Source organism: Vibrio sp. K4, assembly GCF_051122595.1.
In the GTDB taxonomy this organism is placed as follows: domain Bacteria; phylum Pseudomonadota; class Gammaproteobacteria; order Enterobacterales; family Vibrionaceae; genus Vibrio; species Vibrio owensii.
In genome coordinates this window covers 103,278-119,899 of record NZ_CP178578.1, presented here as the reverse complement: position 1 = coordinate 119,899, position 16,622 = coordinate 103,278, and the positions used below count along the sequence as shown (strand labels likewise).

At 47.2% G+C, this 16,622-nt stretch carries 20 protein-coding genes; 7 read left to right on the top strand and 13 right to left on the bottom strand.

The genetic code is table 11. The annotated features are described in order from the left end of the window. Positions 1-200 precede the first annotated feature (200 nt). Together ACLIIY_RS17985 and fni are read left to right on the top strand one after the other, a co-directional pair. Positions 201-1,994: a cation:proton antiporter gene (locus ACLIIY_RS17985; protein WP_434529038.1), complete on the top strand. Its 1,794-nt coding sequence runs from the start codon at positions 201-203 to the stop codon at positions 1,992-1,994. Between the two features lie 249 nt (positions 1,995-2,243). Further along, positions 2,244-3,263 carry a type 2 isopentenyl-diphosphate Delta-isomerase gene (fni, locus tag ACLIIY_RS17980; RefSeq protein WP_434529037.1) on the top strand — a complete coding sequence of 340 codons (1,020 nt, stop codon included), beginning with the start codon at positions 2,244-2,246 and terminating at the stop codon, positions 3,261-3,263. Between the two features lie 71 nt (positions 3,264-3,334). Here fni and ACLIIY_RS17975 read toward each other — a convergent pair whose 3' ends face one another. Next, on the bottom strand, positions 3,335-4,222 hold the full coding sequence (locus tag ACLIIY_RS17975) for a LysR family transcriptional regulator (protein WP_434529036.1): 888 nt from the start codon (positions 4,220-4,222) through the stop codon (positions 3,335-3,337). 151 nt (positions 4,223-4,373) lie between these two features. Here ACLIIY_RS17975 and ACLIIY_RS17970 point away from each other — a divergent pair, with 151 nt between their 5' ends. Together ACLIIY_RS17970 and ACLIIY_RS17965 are read left to right on the top strand one after the other, a co-directional pair. Beyond that, positions 4,374-4,811 carry a PACE efflux transporter gene (locus ACLIIY_RS17970; RefSeq protein WP_054824269.1) on the top strand — a complete coding sequence of 146 codons (438 nt, stop codon included), beginning with the start codon at positions 4,374-4,376 and terminating at the stop codon, positions 4,809-4,811. A gap of 117 nt (positions 4,812-4,928) precedes the next feature. Continuing rightward, positions 4,929-5,192 (top strand): DUF3012 domain-containing protein, encoded by a 264-nt coding sequence (locus ACLIIY_RS17965; RefSeq protein WP_005435930.1) that lies wholly within the window; start codon positions 4,929-4,931, stop codon positions 5,190-5,192. A gap of 31 nt (positions 5,193-5,223) precedes the next feature. Here the strand turns inward: ACLIIY_RS17965 and ACLIIY_RS17960 are convergent, their stop codons facing one another. Further along, entirely contained in the window at positions 5,224-5,838 is a 615-nt protein-coding gene (locus ACLIIY_RS17960) for a mechanosensitive ion channel domain-containing protein (protein WP_020195743.1), read from the bottom strand. A 512-nt stretch (positions 5,839-6,350) separates the two neighbouring features. Here ACLIIY_RS17960 and ACLIIY_RS17955 point away from each other — a divergent pair. Beyond that, complete coding sequence (locus ACLIIY_RS17955) at positions 6,351-7,073, top strand: TerC family protein (protein WP_009705022.1); 723 nt, start codon at positions 6,351-6,353, stop codon at positions 7,071-7,073. Positions 7,074-7,094: 21 nt separating this feature from the next. Here the strand turns inward: ACLIIY_RS17955 and ACLIIY_RS17950 are convergent, their stop codons facing one another. Beyond that, positions 7,095-7,496 (bottom strand): hypothetical protein, encoded by a 402-nt coding sequence (locus tag ACLIIY_RS17950; RefSeq protein ID WP_434529035.1) that lies wholly within the window; start codon positions 7,494-7,496, stop codon positions 7,095-7,097. Positions 7,497-7,555: 59 nt separating this feature from the next. Continuing rightward, a complete protein-coding gene (locus ACLIIY_RS17945) occupies positions 7,556-8,476 on the bottom strand; it encodes an IS5-like element ISVa2 family transposase (protein WP_010446562.1) in 921 nt (306 codons plus the stop codon). A 111-nt stretch (positions 8,477-8,587) separates the two neighbouring features. Between ACLIIY_RS17945 and ACLIIY_RS17940 the strand changes: the two genes are divergently transcribed. Together ACLIIY_RS17940 and ACLIIY_RS17935 are read left to right on the top strand one after the other, a co-directional pair. Beyond that, positions 8,588-8,965, top strand: coding sequence for a PH domain-containing protein (locus tag ACLIIY_RS17940; protein ID WP_005435945.1), 378 nt, complete (start codon positions 8,588-8,590; stop codon positions 8,963-8,965). Between the two features lie 318 nt (positions 8,966-9,283). After that, a complete protein-coding gene (locus tag ACLIIY_RS17935) occupies positions 9,284-9,604 on the top strand; it encodes a hypothetical protein (protein WP_434529034.1) in 321 nt (106 codons plus the stop codon). Positions 9,605-9,614: 10 nt separating this feature from the next. Here ACLIIY_RS17935 and ACLIIY_RS17930 read toward each other — a convergent pair whose 3' ends face one another. The 9 genes from ACLIIY_RS17930 to fliD form a co-directional block, all read right to left on the bottom strand. Continuing rightward, a complete protein-coding gene (locus ACLIIY_RS17930) occupies positions 9,615-9,902 on the bottom strand; it encodes a hypothetical protein (RefSeq protein WP_005435947.1) in 288 nt (95 codons plus the stop codon). An 88-nt stretch (positions 9,903-9,990) separates the two neighbouring features. Next, entirely contained in the window at positions 9,991-10,983 is a 993-nt protein-coding gene (locus ACLIIY_RS17925) for a flagellar motor protein MotB (RefSeq protein ID WP_434529033.1), read from the bottom strand. Beyond that, positions 10,983-11,840: a flagellar motor stator protein MotA gene (gene motA / locus ACLIIY_RS17920; RefSeq protein ID WP_005435952.1), complete on the bottom strand. Its 858-nt coding sequence runs from the start codon at positions 11,838-11,840 to the stop codon at positions 10,983-10,985. The genes ACLIIY_RS17925 and motA overlap by 1 nt, the downstream gene beginning before the upstream one ends. A 10-nt stretch (positions 11,841-11,850) precedes the next feature. After that, complete coding sequence (locus ACLIIY_RS17915) at positions 11,851-12,579, bottom strand: FliA/WhiG family RNA polymerase sigma factor (protein WP_020195753.1); 729 nt, start codon at positions 12,577-12,579, stop codon at positions 11,851-11,853. A gap of 12 nt (positions 12,580-12,591) precedes the next feature. Then, a complete protein-coding gene (locus ACLIIY_RS17910) occupies positions 12,592-13,101 on the bottom strand; it encodes a flagellar basal body-associated FliL family protein (RefSeq protein WP_039840025.1) in 510 nt (169 codons plus the stop codon). 22 nt (positions 13,102-13,123) lie between these two features. Then, on the bottom strand, positions 13,124-14,185 hold the full coding sequence (locus ACLIIY_RS17905) for a flagellar hook-length control protein FliK (RefSeq protein ID WP_434529032.1): 1,062 nt from the start codon (positions 14,183-14,185) through the stop codon (positions 13,124-13,126). After that, positions 14,182-14,502 (bottom strand): hypothetical protein, encoded by a 321-nt coding sequence (locus ACLIIY_RS17900; RefSeq protein ID WP_009705006.1) that lies wholly within the window; start codon positions 14,500-14,502, stop codon positions 14,182-14,184. Before ACLIIY_RS17900 ends, ACLIIY_RS17905 begins: the two co-directional genes overlap by 4 nt. Then, positions 14,486-14,872, bottom strand: a complete 387-nt coding sequence (fliS, locus tag ACLIIY_RS17895; protein ID WP_009705005.1) for a flagellar export chaperone FliS — start codon at positions 14,870-14,872, stop codon at positions 14,486-14,488. Before fliS ends, ACLIIY_RS17900 begins: the two co-directional genes overlap by 17 nt. A 19-nt stretch (positions 14,873-14,891) precedes the next feature. Next, positions 14,892-16,229, bottom strand: coding sequence for a flagellar filament capping protein FliD (gene fliD, locus ACLIIY_RS17890; protein ID WP_434529031.1), 1,338 nt, complete (start codon positions 16,227-16,229; stop codon positions 14,892-14,894). Positions 16,230-16,622 lie beyond the last annotated feature (393 nt).

The window sequence follows — 16,622 nt, the reverse complement described above, 5'->3', positions numbered from 1 at the left end:
TAACTTTGAGCAACTTAGCTAAGCTTAGTTCACTGTGTGACAAGCTAACGGGATATACAACACAGACCGATAATTTTGAGAGAGAGTCGCATATTTGAACGAAAACTGGCGGAGCGTTCACTCTAAACTAATCTTTTTTATAGAGTTAATCGGTTTTGGGCGAAAGCTCACCAGAAAAATAACAAATTAGGTGATGATAAATGCAAGTGGGCAACGAAGCGCTGGTGCTGTCGGCGGTTGGGGTAATTGGTTTAGGTTGTCAGTGGTTAGCGTGGCGAATGCGCTTACCAGCCATTCTGTTCTTACTGTTAGCGGGGATCATTGTTGGGCCGATCCTGCAATGGCTCAATCCAGACGACATTCTTGGGGATTTACTCTTTCCCTTAGTTTCTCTCGCCGTGGCGGTGATTCTGTTTGAGGGCAGTTTAACCCTTAACTTTAAAGAGATTCGTGGCGTGAGCGGTTCGGTGTGGAGCATTGTTTCTGTTGGCGCGATCATCTCTTGGGTGGCCACCAGTGTGGCGACACACTATTTCCTTGGTTTTACTTGGGAGCTTGCGATCTTGTTCGCTAGTTTAACCGTCGTGACTGGTCCAACGGTGATCGTGCCATTGCTGAGAACCGTGCGCCCAAGTTCCAAGTTAGCCAATATTCTGCGCTGGGAAGGTATCTTAATCGACCCACTAGGCGCGTTGTTTGTGGTGATGGTGTACGAGTTTATTGTCTCGCACAATGCCGTTAACAGCGTCGAAGTGTTTGGCACCATCATTGCGGTGGGCTTGATCCTCGGTGTCGCTTCTGGTGCTGCGGTGTCTACCGTTTTGCGCAGAGCTTGGCTGCCGGAATACCTTCAGCCCTTTGCGGTATTGATGGTCGTGCTCGGTGTGTTCTCGATTTCTAACCAAATGGAATCGGAAGCAGGGCTACTGACGGTTACCGTGATGGGCATGTGGTTAGCAAATGCAAAGGGCATCAACATTCAGCAGATCCTGCACTTTAAAGAGCATTTAACCATCTTGTTGATCACCGGGTTGTTCATCTTCCTAGCGGCACGCATCAGTCTTGATGATTTCGCGGCGCTGGGTAGCGGTGCGGTATTGCTGTTTGTTTTCATGCAGTTGGTGTCGCGTCCACTTTCGATTTTCGCTTCAACCATTCGCAGTAACTTAACCTTCAAAGATAAGCTGTTCCTCTCGTGGGTTGCGCCGCGCGGTATCGTGGCGGCGTCCATCTCATCACTGTTTGCTATCAAGCTAACGGAATATGGCATTTCAGAAGCCATGCTGTTGGTGCCAATGACCTTTATGGTGATCATCGGCACGGTGGTGCTGCAAAGTGCGACGGCGCGTCCTATGGCTAAAGCGTTGGGTGTGGCTGAGCCAGCACCAAGAGGTTTCCTACTGATTGGTGCAAACCGAGTGGCGCAAGAGATAGGTAAAGCGCTGGCGAGATACGATCGCAAAGTTCTGCTCACCGATTCAAACTGGGACTACATTAGCCAAGTTCGCATGCTGGGCCTAGACCATTACTACGGTAACCCGATCTCTAGCCATGCTGATGACAACTTGAATCTAATTGGCATTGGGCAAGTGGTGGCGCTAACGCCAGACCAACACTTCAACATTATGGCTTGTATGCAATTTGTCGGCGAGTTCGGCGAAGATAAAGTACATTGTCTGCAGAAAACCAAATCTAACGGCAATGAAAAGCACTCGGTTGCCGAAGAGTATCACGGCAAATTATTGATGGGCGGCAACGTCAGTTACACCCAAATGGCGAGTTTGCTGAGCCAAGGTGCAGAAATCAAACACACTAAGTTGAGTGAGAGCTTCACCTACCAAGATTACCTTGAGCACCACAAAGACAATTTGGTGATTCCGCTTTTTCATGTTGAAGAGAAAGGTAAAATTCAATTCTGTGATGATCCGGATCAGTTCACACCACCTACATCCAGCACGGTGGTGGCGCTTATTCAATCCGTCGAGACTCAATAGTCTAAATGACATCTAGAACTGCCACTCTTGGCACATCGGAGTGGCAACATTGTTAATCGTTACCCAAGCTTAATAGAGCAGTGGGGCGCAGTGTTTTAAACGCTGCTCCTTAATATGATTCCTTAGTCATAAGGCCAGAGCCCACAAGGCTCGATTCGGCAAATAAATTGTTCAATTTCCGAATTTTCGCATTGACGGCAATGACAAGGATCGCAATACTGCGCGACTGTTTTACTTTAGGGTGGCATTATGGCTCCGCAATCTAATCGAAAAGACTTACATCTAGACGCTGTTTTACATCATGACATGAACATGAAAAGCAAAACGGCGGGCTTTGAGTCTGTCGAATTTGAGCATTGCGCATTGCCTGAATGTGACTTTAACGCCATCGATCTTTCGAGCGAGTTTCTTGGTCACTCATTGGCGCTGCCGTTTTTGATCAGCTCCATGACGGGGGGCGCAAAAGATGCAGAGATCATCAATTGTCGTTTGGCAGAAGCGGCCAGTGAAATGGGTATTGCGATGGGAGTTGGCTCGCAGCGCGTGAGCCTAGAAGACAGCCTACACTCAGGTTTGGGCAAAACCATTCGTGATCTTGCTAAAGGCGTGCCTTTGTATTCCAACTTAGGGGCCGCTCAACTGAGAGACAAACAACGCCTCGACAACGCCCAACGTGCGGTCGACTTTATCCAAGCGGACGCTTTATTTGTGCATCTCAACCCTATGCAAGAAGCCTTTCAGCAGAATGGTGACCATGATTGGATTGGCGTTCTCAAATCGATTGAGCAGTTAAAACAGCGTATTGATGTCCCTATGATCATCAAAGAGGTCGGCTTTGGCATCAGTGGCGCAGTAGCCAAGCAGCTTGTTGACGCTGGTGTGGATGCGATTGATGTTGCGGGCGCTGGTGGCACGAGTTGGTCTGCGGTTGAAGGTTACTGCCAAACAGACAACAAGATGCAGCGCGCTGCGGAGCTATTTCGTGACTGGGGCATTCCTACGGCCAAGTGTTTAGAGCAAATCCACGCTCAATACCCTAACTTACCTTTAATTGCTTCTGGTGGCGTACATAATGGCTTAGAAGCGGCAAAAGCGATTCACCTAGGTGCTAACCTTGTTGGCCAAGCTGGTGCGGTATTAAAAGCCGCGACGATCAGCACGCAATCTGTTGTCGAGCACTTTGAGCAAATGGCATTAGAGCTGCGTTTAGCGTGCTTTGGTACAGGCTCTGCGAATCTCCAAGCCTTGACCCAAGCTCGTCGTCTTTAGCTTCAATTAGGCTTGAACCCTGTCTAGGTCTCGGAGCGTTTCTAAAACTTGAACCTACAAAAAGTTTTGGGCTACTCGTCCTGATAGCGATAGTTCTGCAAGGTTTTTACTAGAGCTTGCAAAACCGGGCCCATACCTCGGGTTCGAGAAACTAAACATCCAACTGTCGTGAGCCAGCCATCAAATTCGTGCGCAACGGGTAGGGCAACTAGCTTACCGCTCTCAATCTCATTGCTGACCACTCTTTCTGGCAACAAACCCCAGCCAACGTTTTGGCACGCTAAGTCGGTTAGCGTCTGATGCGAATTAGCGAACCATAATTGGGTGCTGATGGCGTAACTGAACCACAATTCTTTCCTTTGTGCGCTGCGCAGTACCAGTTGGCGATGGGCTTTGAGCTCCGCATCATGAACCACCGATAGCTGTGCCAATGGGTGCGAAGGCGAAGCCACGGTAAGAAAACGAGTGTGCCCGAGGGTAAAGAAATCCATGTCCATTTTTAGCTCACCATCAGCCAACACGATACCGACTTGCGCTTTACCTTTTCGAATCAACTCTTCTACATCAAATGTCGGTGCGGTAATGATATCGAACTGCGTAATAGGGAATTGGTCAGCCAAGCTTGCAAATTGCGCCAGTAGCGATTGGTTGATAAGAGATTCATCCACCGCAATCACTAGCTCGTGTTCGTAGGCTTGCTCTAAGGACTCGACTTTTTGATCGAAGAATTTCTGTTGATGCAGAATGGACTGAGCGATAGGCAATAAGGCTCTTCCGCTATCCGTCAGTGTCGGTGTGTTTTTCTCTCGATTGAACAACTCTTGGTTAATTGCTATCTCAAGGTTAGCGACAGACTGGCTAACGCCTGATTGCGCGCGCTTTAGCTTTCTTGCGGCTGCGGAGAAAGAACCTGTTTCGCACACAGTGACAAAGATTTTGAGTTGTTCAAAGCTGTACATTTCAGTACCTAAAGAGAACTTGGATGAGACTCATCCGGAAAGCATAGTCGTAAGCTATCACTATTTGTGATGGTTGTTAACTTTCCCTTCGTTATCACGCTGTCATAATCGCCGCCACTTAACTTGTTCCATGTGAAGTTGTGAGGTTTTTATGGGAGCGTTAGAGCGTGTGTTTCACGCCGTATTATTTGAAGTATTGGCAATCAGTTTATCCATTATTGGTTTGGCATTGTTTACGGATCATGAAGTCAGTGCATTATCAGGAACCATGATAGTCGTTGCGACCATCGCGATGATTTGGAATTTCATCTTCAACTGGATATTTGATCGCTTTGCGACAGGGGCAAAAGAGAAACGCACAATCCGACTTCGAATCGTACACGTAATATTGTTTGAAGCGGGTCTGTTATTTGCCACCATTCCGGCGATGGCGTGGATGCTAGAAGTCAGCATGTGGGAAGCGTTTATCATGGACGTGGGCGTGACGATTTTCATTACCCTATATGCGTTTGTCTTCAATTACATCTATGATCATGTTCGAGCGTTTATGATGAAACGTCGAATGGCAACTTCGGTGCAGTTAGGCTGACTTAAGGGAATTTCGTTACTTTTACGGAGCGTAAGTCGATAAATTGTCGTTGGCTTAACACGAGCACTGATATTTTGGGTATAGTTCATTCATCAATTGAAAGTGGAACCTAAATTTATGAAAAAACTGGTAATGCTACTGCTAGCGGCAACAGCGCTAACGGCATGTTCTGACGAAGTGGGCACAGAAGCTTGGTGTAAAGACATGCGCGAAAAGCCAAAGACAGAATGGACAACAGACAACGCGGTTGATTTCGCGAAGCACTGTGTTCTGCAAGATGGCATCGGTAGCGAGCAGTGGTGTAAGAACCTAAAAGACAAGCCGAAAGGTGAGTGGACGGCAAACGAAGCGACAGACTTTGCTAAGCACTGTGTGTTCTAAATTGACCGAACAAAAATGAGAAAGCCGAGCACTATGCTCGGCTTTCTTGTATCTGAAGGTCATCAACACCGACACTAACATCGATATCTACGTCGGTGACCTTTTGTAGAGTCGGCTCAACGGCATTCTTATGGGTTCTCTTGGTGACGTTCTTTTGTAGCAAGAGGTTATTTGGGTAAGTAGAAAAGTCGCCGTCTTCATGTTTTATCAAGGTGTGAAACAAACGAATGTCTATGATCATCCCTTCAATTCCTGCGCCATCATCAATACGAATGTTATCGCCTACACGGTAAGGGAAAACGAAGAAGATAAGAAAGCTAGCGGTGATGTTGCTCAGAATTGACCACTGAGCAATAAAGCTCACACCTAGAACGGTAAACACAGAAGAAAGGAAGATCGAAAAATTCCCGTAGCCAATACCACTCACGAGCAAAAACGTAGCAAATAAGAAGACGAACAACAAAATGTTCACCGTTCTGGTAATGAATAAAATTCTTGGTGGTTTGACTTTTTTATTCCGCGCTAACGTAGTGAGTGCTTTCGTCGCGATCTTACTGAAGATTTGATAAGCCAAAATGAAAATCAGACCGAGCAGTATGTCGTAGTCACTCAGGATTTGTAGAAATTGTTCAATCGATGACAGCATCACGTTCTCCTCTTTATAGGGCAAGTGTACGGTCAACCACCGGAAAAAGCGTCAAGTCTCTCTCAGCAAAAAATCATATCTCTCTCATGTCATTTTATAAGCCAAAGAAACCGTTTCTTTTGGTACGATTTTTTCACCTTTGGTGGTTTTGAGTTTATTTAAAGCTATGAAATTAAGGTGTTTATTTGTTTTATATTTTCTTTATCTTTTTCTAAGTGCTTTGTGATGTGGTTATGAAACGGGTGAATACAATAGCCTTCCTCTGATTAACCACAACCTTGGAGAAAGTGATGACACTTATCGCGATCAAATTGCTTTACGTGTTCTACAAAGCAATGAAAAGACGCTACTCGTAAGCGCGTCATTAGGGAACAACTCACCCAAAGCACCTAAGAACGGAATACAGACTTCCCCATGTTAGAGAGGGGATTTGAGCGCAAGGTAGTGCCTGCTTAGGAGAGAGTGGATATTAAATAACTATTCTTTCGTACTTTGCACAGAGAACTTAAATAATGAATCTCGACTACTTTATCGCCTTCGGCACGTTACTCATGTTAGAACTCATTCTGGGTGTCGATAACATCGTCTTTATTACCATCATGACTGAGCGTCTTCCTGCTCACTTGCGCCAACGAGTACGCAATCTCGGTATCGGTTTAGCTGTGTTAAACCGCATTGCGCTGGTATTTTCGGTATCTTGGTTGTTGTCTTGGAAGGAACCGTTTGTCGAATACCAAGGGGTATCACTCTCTTGCAATGATCTTATCTTTATTGTTGGTGGTGCATTTCTGTTGTTTAAAGGCATCAAAGAGCTTTGGGCATGGGTCGTGCCTATTGAAACGCCTCCACATCAATTCTTTGCTGGGCAAGTTGGCACGGTCATATTGCAGATTATTGCGGTGGACGCGGTGTTTTCTCTCGATTCATTGATTATCGCGGCAAGCCTTACGCAGGACATTACCATTCTTGCTGGTGTGATCATCTCTTCAAGCGTGATTCTGATGTTGATGGCGAATAAAGTTCAGGCCGTGATTACTCGCCATCCTGGATTGAAAGTGCTTGCGCTGCTATTCCTGATTGTATTAGGTGCGCTGCTGATTGTTGAAGGGTTAGGGCTGAATATCGATAAGCACTACGTTTACAGTGCGCTTGCGTTTGGTTTGCTGCTTGAGCTATGCCATATCTTGATCAGCCGACAACCTTCTTCTCGACGTGTGGCAGGACAATATTTCTAAACTTTAATGCGAAGCTAACCACTATGGGTTAGCTTCGCTTTTTACGCTTTGCAATTCTTTAATCATGGTGTCCAAGTTGCTGTCAAAGAACAATGGACCCGCAAGTTTCAGTGCAATTGGCGACGACGTGTTTTGTGTCGCTTGCAAATACAGTTCTTTTGCCCCACTTGTATGACCGCGAGCTTCTTCCGCTTTCGCTAGTAATAGATAAGTTAAGGACGTTTGCTGATTGTACGGAATCGACAACAGTATTTGCGATGCCTTATCTGGGTTATCTTCCGACAGCGCCAAGATTGCGTTGGCTTCACACACTCTTGGGTTATTCCCTCGCTTCAACACCTCGGACAAAGAAGAAGAGTACTCTTTGTTAAGTGTGTCAATTACTTGCTTCTTATTCGCCTCATCTTTTGCAAATACTCTCATGACTTGGCTTTGTTGCGTAATTCAGACGAGAAACCAAACCTCCTAAAGTTGAGCGACTGTTATACAATATACTGAGTTTCAGGCATACCAAGCCCTGTAAGTTTGTTCAGTGCTTTGATCATGGCGTAAGTCTCGCCAACCTGAGCGTTGTAATTTCTTAGACTTAATTTCCCACCTAGCAACTGTTTTACTCGGTACATTGCGGTCTCTGACAGAGAGCGCTTATGATAGCCATACCGCTTTTTCCACTTCTTGTTGGAGCCGTAGAGCTTCTGGCAACCTACCGCTAAGTTACGAGGATGCCCTTGTTCCCAGAAGGCTGCTCCTTCTCTTGGCGGGATGAGCGGAACAGCTCGCTTGATCCGTATGGCATCATGGCAATTCCTTGTGTCATAAGCGCCATCGCCTGATATCTCAATGATTTTACGACGTGTTTGCTTGAGTAAGTTGGGGAGCACTTCGGCATCAGTTACGTTAGATAAGCTCAGCTCTGCTGCGACTATTTCGTGGGTGCTTGTATCTACCGCGATATGCAGCTTACGCCAGACTCTTCGCTTCCCATCAGTTCCATGCTTCTTGACCTTCCATTCACCTTCGCCATAAACCTTGAGGCCAGTGGCATCAATGGCCAGATGTTGTATTGCTCCTCTGGTTTTGGTTTTAAATGAAACTTCAACTTCCTTAGCTCGGCGGCTTATACAGGTGTAGTGCGGGCAAACAAGCGGGATGTTAGCCAGCTTAAATACGGAGTCTAGAAAACCTTGCAGCGCTCTCAAGGGCATAGAGAAAACGCGTTTCACCATCAGTGCGGTAGTAATGGCTAAGTCGCTGAATCGGCGAGGTCTACCACGCTTGCCTTGTTTGTTTTGCTTCCACTCAGCTATCGCTTCCTCATCAATCCAAAAGGTCAGAGAACCACGGTTGATTAAGGATTTATTGTACTGCTTCCAGTTAGTTGTTTTGTAACGAGGTTTAGGCATGAGGCTACGACGATTGATGGGCGTAGCCGCTCAGATCGTAGTTTCTTGATTTAGTTCCATCGAATTACGCAACAAAGCCGAGTGATTTTATTTACATTCTAAGGTAACGCCATGATCGATTTCGAAAACTCATCGATATTCAAACTCAAGCCAATTGAAATCTCAAAGGTGCGCGACGATTTCCACAAATTCTTAATTGACGGAGAGAGTATTTTCGCTGGCTTCAAAACGGTGCGCGACCAAGTGGTGTTCACCAACAAGCGCGTTATCGCAGCTAACGTGCAGGGGATTACAGGGTCAAAAGTGGACTACACTTCTCTGCCATACAGCAAGATTAATGCATTCTCGATTGAAACCTCAGGCACGCTTGATTTGGATTGTGAGATTGAATTATTCCTCAGTGAAGTAGGGCGAGTGCGCTTTGAAATCAGAGGCTCTTTTGATCTAGTATCGTTCAACAAGATGATCAGCGAACGCGTACTGGCTTAAACATCAGCCCAGAAACGAAAAGGAACGCCAAAGACAAGGAGTCAACATGGCCAAGGTATCGAAAGAGAAGCAAAGCAAACCGAGCTCAACATTTTTGGCCATATTAGGGTTCACGGCAGGTGTGCTCTTTTATTTGATGATTCGGTAGTCCGATACAGAACACTTCAAAGCCCAACTATCAATATCAAAGGAAGCCATTATTGCTTCCTTTTTTCATTTCTTTCATATGGTTATCAGAGGTATATATCGAAACCATACCGCATGGATTTAAGCTTCGGTGATACGATCTTGTTCTTAACAGAATAGGAATGAAGTCGAATGGATGAGTTAGAAACAGGGTGGGCGTTTGCCAAGTATTTGATGGTCAACACTACTATTACGATTCTCGTTGGAGCCATGATGGGATGGACGATGCTATGTTGGACATTTGGCGCTCTAAACTTTCAAAAGAAACATGCTGATACCCGTTTTCTTGTCTACTTGAATAAGGTCTTGTGGTACGTGCTTTTGATTGCACACCCGATCATCATTTTCTGTTCTTGGAAGACATGGCTGACATTTTCTGAGGCGCTGTTTCCCTTGCTGATTTGTCATGTGTTGTTTGGTGTCATTTTTGCCCGAGACGTCGGTACCGAATAACGCGTAACAATCACACCAAAAAGAAGAAATATAGAAAGCAGACGAACGCTAATAGTGTTGCTGAAAGTACTGGATAGATGATGTAAGAATCGTGGTTGCTGGTGCGCTGGTAGCAAAAAGAGACCAGCAAGATGTTATAGAGCACGAGCAACAAGCTAATCATGGTGCCGCTGTTGAGATTGAGGCTTGATAACTGAGTGAGAAAAAACGCCAGCAATAGGTAGTCGAAAATGATCAGCCAGAGAAAGGCTTTTTTAAGCGAGTCATTTTTTGATTTATTGGGCGCGGGTACGGGCATATCGAACTCAACTAAACAAATTTCAGCAATATTATCGTTGGGAATAAAAGGTCACGCAGAGGGTAGAAACTGGTGACCTTTTAGGGGGTTAGAGGTCTTGAATCTGAGCTTTTTGGTCGCTCGGTTCGACCGAGTAACGAATCACTTCTTGCCTAATGACGGGCTGATTAAATTCCGCTTGTTGCTTGGCTTTTTGTAACTCACTGCCTTCTTGATTGCCAAAGAAGGTTTCCAAAACTTGCGCCGCTGGCGTTGTCAGAATAAACAACTCGATTCGACGGTTTTCGCTAGAGTCAGGCTCTTCAGGGTTCAGTAGCGCCCGATCCGACATCCCCGTCACTTGCATAACGCGATCATCTGGCATGCCGCCTTCCACCAAGGTATTTCTTGCCACATCAGCACGAGAGGCAGACAACGCCCAGTTCGATTGTCGACCAAAACGCTTCTTGAATGGCGTCGAGTCAGTATGGCCACTGATGATCAATGGATTGCTGATACGTTCGAACACAGGAGCAAGCGCAAGTAATAAGTCTTCAAAGAAAGGGGTCAACTCAGCGCCGCCACGACTGAACATGTGTTGCTTGTAGTCATCTTGCAAAACAATGCGCAGACCTTGCGGTGTAATGATGACATTAACGTTACCCTGCGCGCTGATTTGTCCGACGACTTCATCAATCACTTTAGCCAGCAGAGCAAGTTGCTCTTGGGTGTCGAAATTGCCTGGGATAAGAGAGTCTATCTCTGGGCCATCGCCGTCCCCTTGAAAGAACGAGCTGACGACATGGTTGGAGTTGTGTTTACTTGGCACAGAAGAGTCCTGTGCCAAGTCGATAGGAGAGATACTTTGCGAGGTATCGAAAGGGTTGCCGTAGCTCTTATCAAAAACGCTCGAACTATGAAGGTGCGCCACAATGGCTTTGCGCTCTTCCTTGTCGACCACTTGCATGACCCAAAGGACAAGAAACAGCGCCATCAACGCGATCATGAAGTCGGCAAACGCGACCTTCCACGCGCCACCATGAAACTCGTCATGGTTATGTGCTTTCGCGCGTTTGAACACCACATGCTCTTGTTTTTGCATTATCCCTCCTGTTCAGCTAGCCACTTCTCCATTTGGTTGAAAGTTGGTTTGATGTCTAACTGAATGTGTTTACGGCCAGCGTCGATAGCGAGCAAGGTTGGCTTTTTCGCAACGTAAGCAACCAGAGTGGCGCGTACACATTCGAAAGCCGTCATGTTTCGTCTAACTCGTTGAGCCATGGCGTTACTGAGTGGATCTAAACAACAGTAACAACCGAAAATACCAATGAATGTACCAACAAGGGCGGCAGCAACGTGGTAACCAATCAACGCAATTGAGCCATCAATGGCTTGCATGGTGATGATGATGCCACCGACTGCTGCAAGAATACCGAACCCTGGAAGTGCCTCTGCCGTGCGCTGCATAGAGCGTGAAGGCAAAAGCATCTCGGTTTGAATCGCTTCGATTTCTTGTTCTAACAGTCCCTCTAATTCATGAGGCGACATTTGTCCCATTGCCATTAAACGTAAATTGTCGGTAATGAAAGAAATAAGGCGGTGATCGTTACTGACTTGTGGGTAAGCAAGGAAAATCGAGCTCTGCTCTGGTGACTCAATGTGAGAATCGAGAAACTTAAAGCCACGGCTGCGTGCGGTTTCAAGTAAGTTGTTCAGCAGCGCCATCAGTTCCATGTAGTACTCGTACTCTTCACGTGGGCCAGAGATGGTCGCACGCACTTGTTGGCGCATTTCTTTTAGCACTTGTGGCGGGTTACCGATGATCAGTGAGCCAGCGGCCGCGCCAATGATGATCAAAAACTCGGCTGGCTGCCAAATTGCACCGAGGTTACCGCCTGCCCACATGTATCCGCCGAAGACACACATCAGGACGGTAATGGCTCCAAAAAACTTTTGCATCTTGTGACTCCTAAGAGGACATTAATTGGTTGAGTTGTTTAAGCGCTTGTTTGTGCAACTGACAGATGCGAGGTGGTGTCAGGTCGAGCACGAGCGCGATTTCATGGAGGTTGAGTTCGTGTTGATAGAACAAGGTGAGCAAGAGCTGATCGCGCTTCGACATTTTGCCAAGTGCGGTGTCTAAACTGCGACGAATGTGTTCATGCTCCATACCGTCGTATTGGCCGCCGAAGTGGCTGTCTCCACCTGTTTCCATCAGTTGGTCGAGGCTTTGCATTTCGCCCGCCAACGCTGCATTTTGGCGGTTGTAGAAGTCTTGCTCATCAGTGCCAAGTGCTTTGATGATTTCAGCATCGGTCGGCATTCTGCCCAGTGCACGAGTGAGATCTCGGGTTACGTCGTTCAACTCATGCGCTTGTTGGCGGGTTTTGCGAGAGCGCCAATCTAAACGGCGAAGCTCGTCCAAAATCGCGCCACGAACACGACAAACAGCAAAAGCGGGGAAGTGTGGGTCATCCACATCCCCATAACGACGTCCGGCTTCGACAAGCGCTATCAAACCAATTTGCTGCATGTCTTCAATACTGCAATGAGAGGTCGCGTGAACGCGCAGTTGGTTGACCACGCGTTTGACCATGACTTGATGACGTTGCAGCAAGGCGTTTTCATCAATCGGGCGAGACGGAGTATTCACTTCCTCCGTCGCGGTATAGCTTTCCTGTAAGTTCATCTCCAACATAGCTGTGCTCCGTTATTGCACAACGTATTTGGTCAGCAGAACATCATCGATATCGCGCACGATGTCGGTTTTTGCAAAGGCCAGTAATAGGGTTTCTTTCACTTCGCTTTGCAGAATATCGATAGCGCCCGTTTGTTGTAGCTCATCAAAGGTTTTGTCACTGAACAGTTTTAGCAGCGAGTTTTGCACCATTGGCATGTAAGCATCGATGTTCTTCATGCGTTCTGGACGGCGTGTTTCCACGGCAAGCTCAAGCATCACAAAGTGCGTCTGCTTTTTGCCTTTGATGGTCAGAACAACTTTGTCTAAAGGATGAAAGCTTGGGCCTTTCGTCGTCGGTTGCTCAGCGGTAAGGAAAGCCAGCGGTGAATCTTCTAAGAAAGTGCTCACGCTTGATTCAGATGAAGAAGACTCCGAACTTTTGTTGAGGTACCAAATACCGCCTACCACAGTGGCAGCGGAAACGAGGGCACTGGTGATGATCATGGCGATAAACAGGGCGATCATTTGTTGTTTGGTCATAACCTTTTTCCTCGATGATTAATTAGGCTTGAGTGTTCAGCCAATGCTCTGAATAGTTTGTTGTTGTATGTGTTTGAAATGCGTTGGTTTCACGCGCAGCGAAGATGTTTGCCTCTTCTTGAGCACCATCATGTGCTTGTCTTTCTTGACCTTGGTCCGAACCTACGTTGACATCTACATGCACAAAGTTTTGCTCTTGAAGCTCGGTGCGAAGGCGCTCAGACACTTGCATCAAGGCTTCACGAGTTGCGGCAGTATTGGCGTTGATTTGCACGCTCAGGCGGTCACCTTCCACGCGTACCAGCAAATCCAACTTGCCCAGTTCTGGTGGGTCGAGACGGATTTTGGCTTCTTGTAGGTTTTGCTGAGCTTGCAAAGTCACGCGGTCTTGCAGTACTTGCATCATCTGCTCGCCCCATTTACCAGAACTGGTATCCACGCGAACGGCCGCCCATTCCGCACCTTGAGCTTGAGTCGCTGCTAGTGGTGAGGTTGGGTTCGAATGCGGCGCTGCCCCTGTTGTTGTTTGCGCTTGTGAGCTGGCCACTAGCACTTGCCCTTGAGCGGGTTGATTAAGCAGAGTTTGCAAGTCCGAAGCCGACACCTTTAGTGTGCTCGCTGTGCTGGTTTGAGGGGCGGTTTGGCTCTCTTGCACTGTGGCGTTAAGCATTGGGTTTGCTTGGTTTCCGACATTTGTATTTTGAGGCGCCTGGCCTGCCGATACTTGCGCAAGTTGGTTGGTTTCGCCTTGCTTAAGCGCGGTTTTGCTCATTCCTTGGATGAGGGCTTGCGCTTGAGTGGCGAGATCCGTGGTAGCAGGAACCGCAGTCAGTAACGCGACATCAGGGCTGACTTCAGCGTTGAGTTCCTGTGTGTCAGCTTCTGGTGGGGTAGCTTGCGTCGGTAAGGCTTGCGTATTTAAACGAAACCCCGCCACCACAAGAGGTGCGTTGGTTTGGCCCTGTTGATTTACCGAGGTTGCATCGGTTTGCGAAAAGCCTTGTTCTGAACGCGCTTGTGAGATTTTGCCCGACGATGACGACTGAGAAGGAGCATTTGCAGGCACTGAATTGGTTACCATCATTGCGTGAGCTCCATCGTCATCGCGAGCTGATAAGCCATGGCTCGCTCTTGTTGATCGTTCACCATATTCATCTCTTGTTTTAGCTCGCTGGTGGCTTTTTCCAATGCCGTGAACGCGCACGCATGCACGGCTTTTGCTCGCTGAATTTCCGGTGCGAGTTTCGGATCTTTCAAAAATGGCTTATGGCTGATCAGCAGTTCACGCAACTGTAAATCGTAGCGTTTAAGCGCTTGCCAATCGGCCGTTTTAGTCGCGATTTGGATCAGTTTTGATAAGTGGCGAAATCGCTCTGGCGACACTTTATGCTTGCTGTCCAAAATTCATCCATCCTTCTCGTACGTTACCCATCACGCGCTCTACATTGTCTAAACGTGCTGCGTCGTTCTGTGTGCTGGCGTAATACAACTCGATTTGGCAGAAGTCATAGAGTTGGCGTAAGTTTTCCGCGATTTCGCCACCGTTTTCGTCATCTAACGCACTGCTTAAGCCGATAAGGATGTTCATGCACTTGTTAATGCTGACGCCTTTTGCTTCTAGGCGACTCGCGGCAAGGTGGCCACGAATACGCTCAATTTCATCGAGTAACCCATCGATCAACATGACGACGAGTTGGTGTGGGTTGGCTGATGCTGCTTGAGCATCAAGATCGACCTGTTGGTATGAGTCGTAGCCGGAATCCATTAGCATGAGTACTTCTCCTAAAGCCTTAACCAAACATCGACATGGTTTGGTTCATTTGCGTCATTAAGGTGTTCATTTGAGTAAACTGGGTGAGGTAGCGGTTGTACGACATCTCGTACTTTCGCTGTAAAGAGGTTTGCTTGTTGTCGATTCGGTCTAAGTTGGCTTGCAGCGCATCTTTGCGAGAAGTGAACGTACCTGTAGAGAACTTCAAGAACGGTTCTGCCATGTCATCAAGTGAGTCGAGCAGGGCCCCATCACCGTTAAACATGGTTTCTAGTGCGGCACTGTTGTTCTTCTGTGCTTCGGCAAACTTATCCTGATCGACTTTCATTTTTCCGTCACGATCAAGAGTGATGCCGACTTCACTCAATCGCATGCCACCATGCTCACCACGAACGAGTGCATTTAGCTGTGTGTCAATTGAACGCAACGTTGGATCACTGGCGAGCACACCACGGGCTTGGTCTTCACTGCCGATTTTGGTGTATTCATCTAAGGTCGAAACCAACGAGTTATAGGTATCGACAAACTTGGTGATTTGTTCTTTGGTGCCCTCGCTATCTGCGCCTACTTCCATTGAGATCGGCGCTTCTCCTGAGGTTTGTGCTTTGGTGACGGTAATATCGACGCCATCAATCACGCCTTCAAAAGTATTGCTTGAGTTGGTGAGTTGAAGACCTGTGCCTTCCGCGCCAAGCCAGATAACAGCATCTTGTGGTTTGCTGATTTCTGTCGTGTTGGTGAACGCATCTTCAAACCAAGCTTGTCCTGTTCCCGTCGCACTGACATTGATGGTGTTTGCCACGCCTGTCTCGGTACTAGAGAGCATGAAGTGTGTTTGTCCGTTTGAGCGAACAAGTGTGGCGTTCACGCCTGGGTTATCAGGGTTGTTGTTGATCGCGCTGACTAGGTCCGTCACGGTCGCTTTGCCATCGCCGTCGGTATCTACCGTCGACATATCTAACGTCATGGTTTCGCCGTTGATGGTGAACTCTAGAGTGCCGGTAGTCGGAACTTCTGTTGAGGCATCTAGATTTGCTGGCATGCCGGTCGAGATTTGGTGTGACGTTGCGACTTGTTCAACAAAGATCTGGTAGTTACCGACTAACGCGTTTGCATCGGCACTCGCGGTGAAAAAGCCATCTTGAGAGGTCGTTGCCGTATTCTTGATGATGCTGTTTGTGCTGCTGTTCATCTCGTTAACCGCAGTGCGGAACTCACGCAGTGCACTTTCCACCTTACCTAAAGCAGTAAGCTGCGCTTGGTATCGATCGGCTTGCAATTGGTAGCGCTGTTGAAATGGCTGAACATCTAACGTGGCGAACTGGGTTGCCATGGTAATTGGATCTAACGAACTCATGAGGTCGCTCCCTCTCTCATCTGTATTTGGCTTTTTTGTGCCAGTAATAAATACTCAATCGCAAGATGCGTGCCTGATGTTTATATCTATATAAAACAGTGCCTTACGATATTTTTTGTTAGTTGGGAGGAAGCGCTTTTTCCACCTTGTTGGTTCCGCTTTCCCCTTGATGGTTAAAGGGGTTTCCCAAATAAAACAGGCGACCAAAAAGGCTGAAAGATTTAATCCAATGGAGGAAAGAAAGAATAGGTATGGGGTTGTATGCATAACGAGCAGAATTCGGCGTTTACTGCTAAAGGATTCAGATTTTTCTGACCCTGTCTGAATGCAAAGGTTTGCTATCTTATGCCCCTGCAATTTTTGTGGTTGCTAACGTCTGGCTATTCCCCCCAA